This is a genomic window from Streptomyces muensis, from assembly GCF_021474425.1.
Lineage (GTDB): Bacteria > Actinomycetota > Actinomycetes > Streptomycetales > Streptomycetaceae > Streptomyces > Streptomyces muensis.
The window spans coordinates 1-3,592 of the sequence record NZ_JAKEIP010000465.1 but is presented as its reverse complement, the minus strand read 5'-3'; the positions used below and the strand labels follow the sequence as shown (position 1 = coordinate 3,592).

Sequence of the window (3,592 nt, the reverse complement as noted above, 5' to 3'; positions counted from 1 at the left end):
AACGCGCCCCGTCCGCAATCGCCGGGCGGACTCAGGTGGTCCAGTTAACGGCCCGATAACTGAACGCAGAACTCCGCTCCCCCACCCTTGACACCCCCGCCCGGACCGACGACCCTTCAACTCATCACCTGTGGGAGCGCTCCCACAGTACCTGACACATACACATCCCGCACGTTCCCCGCCCGAGCCGCAGCGAGTACAACGAACGGGCCCAACAGTGCAGTTGGCCGGGGGGTCGGCACGTCAGGCAACAGGAGGACGCAATGCGCACGAGTACCCGCGGGTCCCGCCGGCTGATGGCCCTCGCGGCCGCGGCCGCGCTGACGACAGGGCTGCTCGCCGGCTGCGCCGAGGACTCGGACGACGGCACTGCCAACGAGGGCGGTGGCAACGGCGGCGGTGGCAAGACCACCCTCACCGTCGGCACCTTCGGCACCTTCGGCTACAAGCAGGCCGGCCTCTACGACGAGTACATGAAGCTCAACCCCGACATCACCATCAAGGAGAACGTCACCACCCGTACCGACGTCTACTGGCCGAAGGTCCTCACCCGGCTCCAGGCCGGCTCCGGTGCCGACGACATCCAGGCCATCGAGGTCATGAACATCACCGAGGCCGTGGAGACCCAGGCCGACAAGTTCGTGGACCTCGGCAAGGAGGTCGACAAGTCGCAGTGGCTGGACTGGAAGAACGCCCAGGCCACCACCAAGGACGGCAAGCTGATCGGCCTCGGCACCGACGTCGGCCCGATGGCGATCTGCTACCGCAAGGATCTGTTCGAGAAGGCCGGCCTGGAGACCGACCGCACCAAGCTCGCCGCGCAGTGGAAGGGCGACTGGGGCAAGTACGTCGAGCTGGGCAAGGACTACATGAAGAAGGCGCCGAGCGGCACCAAGTTCGTGGACTCGGCCTCCTCGGTCTACAACGCGGCCCTCGGCGGCGCGGACCAGCGCTACTACAAGGACGACGGCACCGTCGACTGGGACAAGTCGCAGGGCGTCAAGGACGCCTGGGACGTCGCCATGGACGTGGCGACCAGCGACATGTCGGCGAAGCTGAAGCAGTTCGACAAGCCGTGGGACCAGGGCTACGCCAACGGCACCTTCGCCACGGTGGCCTGCCCGGCCTGGATGATCGGCTACATCCTCGAGAAGTCCGGTGACTCCGGCAAGGGCAAGTGGGACGTGGCGGCGGCGCCGACCGCGGCCAACTGGGGCGGCTCCTTCATCGGCGTGCCGACCTCGGGCAAGCACCAGAAGGAGGCCATCGCGCTGGCGAAGTGGCTGACCGCGCCCGAGCAGCAGGCGAAGGTCTTCGCCAAGCAGGCCAGCTTCCCGTCGACCCCGTCGGCGTACTCGTCCCTGAAGCCGGCGGCCGCCACCACGGAGTACTTCTCGAACGCGCCGATCACACAGATCTTCTCCGACTCGGCGCAGACCATCCCCTCGCAGTACTTCGGCATCAAGGACCAGGCGATCAACACGGCGCTGACCGACATCGGCATCCTCCAGGTCGAGCAGAAGGGCAAGACCCCTGACGAGGGCTGGGACGCGGCGTCCGAGGAGATCAAGGACGTGCTCGGCCAGTGACCAGCTCCAAGCAGGCCCTCGCGCACGCCGCGAGCGCCGACGCCGCGCCCGGTGACCAGCCGGGCGCGGCCGGCCGCGCTCAGGGTCGCGGTACACCCCCGCCGGGGAAGGACTCCTGGCGCAGCCGGCTGTACCGCTGGGACATGAAGGCGTCGCCGTACGCGTTCGTCGCCCCCTTCTTCATCGTCTTCGGGGCGTTCTCGCTCGTCCCGCTGCTCTACACGGCCTGGTACTCGCTGCACAACGTGCAGCTGTCCAACCTGGACGGTCAGACCTGGACCGGCCTGGACAACTACCAGAACCTGCTGTCCTCGGACTTCTTCTGGAACGCGCTGTGGAACACGTTCACCATCGGTGTGATCTCCACGGTGCCGCAGCTGCTGATGGCGATCGGCCTGGCGCATCTGCTCAACTACAAGCTGCGCGGCTCGACCGTGTGGCGGGTCGTGATGCTCACCCCGTACGCCACCTCGGTGGCGGCGGCGACGCTGGTGTTCGTGCTGCTGTACTCGTGGGACGGCGGCATGATCAACTGGCTGCTGGAGTTCGTCGGGATCGATCCGGTCAACTGGCGTGAGTCGGACTGGGGTTCGCAGTTCGCGGTCTCCTCGATCGTGATCTGGCGCTGGACCGGCTACAACGCGCTGATCTACCTGGCGGCGATGCAGGCGATCCCGGCCGATCTCTACGAGTCGGCGGCGATCGACGGCGCCAACCGCTGGCAGCAGTTCCTGCACGTCACGATCCCGCAGTTGCGGCCGACGATCCTGTTCACGGTGGTCGTCTCCACGATCGGCGCGACCCAGCTCTTCGGTGAGCCGCTGCTGTTCGGCGGGGTGTCCGGTTCGAAGGGCGGCTCCGAGCACCAGTACCAGACGCTCGGTCTGTACATGTACGACCAGGGCTGGATCATCGGCAACCTCGGCAAGGCCTCCGCCATCGCCTGGTCGATGTTCCTGATCCTGCTGATCGTCGCCGTGATCCAACTGCTGGTCTCCCGACGGCTGAGGAAGTCCCAATGAGTACGAGTGAACTGACGGCTCCTCAGACGTCGAAGACCGCGAAGGAGTCGAAGCCGCGGCGCGAACGGCCCCGTGTGATGGGCGCAGGCAAGCAGCTGCACGCCGGTCCGCTCACCTACGTCGTCCTGACCCTGTTCGCGCTGGTCTCGCTGGCCCCGCTGGTGTGGACGGCCATCGCGGCCTCGCGCACCGATCGGCGGCTCGCGGAGACCCCGCCGCCGCTGTGGTTCGGCGGGAACCTGTTCAAGAACATGGAGCGGGCGTGGGAGGAGGGCGGGCTCGGCACCGCGATGTTCAACACCACGTTCGTCGCGGCGACGATCACCATCAGCACGGTGGTGTTCGCCACGCTGGCCGGTTTCGCCTTCGCCAAGCTGCGGTTCCGGTTCTCCGGTCTGCTGCTGATGCTGACGATCGGCACGATGATGATCCCGCCGCAGCTGGCGGTCGTACCCCTCTATCTCTGGATGGCGGACCTCGGCTGGTCGAACCAGCTGCAGACGGTCATCCTGCCGACGCTGTGCACGGCCTTCGGTACGTTCTTCATGCGGCAGTACCTGCTCCAGGCGCTGCCCACCGAGCTGATCGAGGCGGCGCGGGTGGACGGCGCGAGCAGTCTGCGGGTCGTCTGGCACGTGGTCTTCCCGGCGGCACGGCCCGCGATGGCCGTCCTCGGCCTGCTGACCTTCGTGTTCGCCTGGAACGACTTCCTGTGGCCGATCATCGCCCTCAACCAGGAGAACCCGACCGTCCAGGTCGCCCTCAACTCGCTCGGCACCGGCTATGTCCCCGACCAGGCGGTGATCATGGCGGGCGCCCTCCTCGGCACCCTGCCGCTGCTGATCGCCTTCCTGCTGTTCGGCAAGCAGATCGTCGGCGGCATCATGCAGGGCGCGGTCAAGGGCTGACCCGCGCACGCCCCTTTTCAGCCGTACGGCTCCGGGGGCCGGGCCACCGCCGCCTCGGCCCCCGCACCCCCTC

The 3,592-nt window shown here is 67.4% G+C and carries 3 protein-coding genes; all 3 read left to right on the top strand.

The annotated features are described in order from the left end of the window. Window positions 1–263: 263 nt before the first annotated feature. The 3 genes from L0P92_RS43100 to L0P92_RS43090 are packed head-to-tail and all read left to right on the top strand — an operon-like array spanning window position 264 to window position 3,519. Window positions 264–1,589, top strand: coding sequence for an ABC transporter substrate-binding protein (locus L0P92_RS43100; protein WP_234768591.1), 1,326 nt, complete (start codon window positions 264–266; stop codon window positions 1,587–1,589). After that, window positions 1,586–2,611, top strand: a complete 1,026-nt coding sequence (locus tag L0P92_RS43095) for a carbohydrate ABC transporter permease (protein WP_234768590.1) — start codon at window positions 1,586–1,588, stop codon at window positions 2,609–2,611. Before L0P92_RS43100 ends, L0P92_RS43095 begins: the two co-directional genes overlap by 4 nt. Continuing rightward, a complete protein-coding gene (locus L0P92_RS43090) occupies window positions 2,608–3,519 on the top strand; it encodes a carbohydrate ABC transporter permease (RefSeq protein WP_234768589.1) in 912 nt (303 codons plus the stop codon). The genes L0P92_RS43095 and L0P92_RS43090 overlap by 4 nt, the downstream gene beginning before the upstream one ends. Window positions 3,520–3,592: the final 73 nt, after the last annotated feature.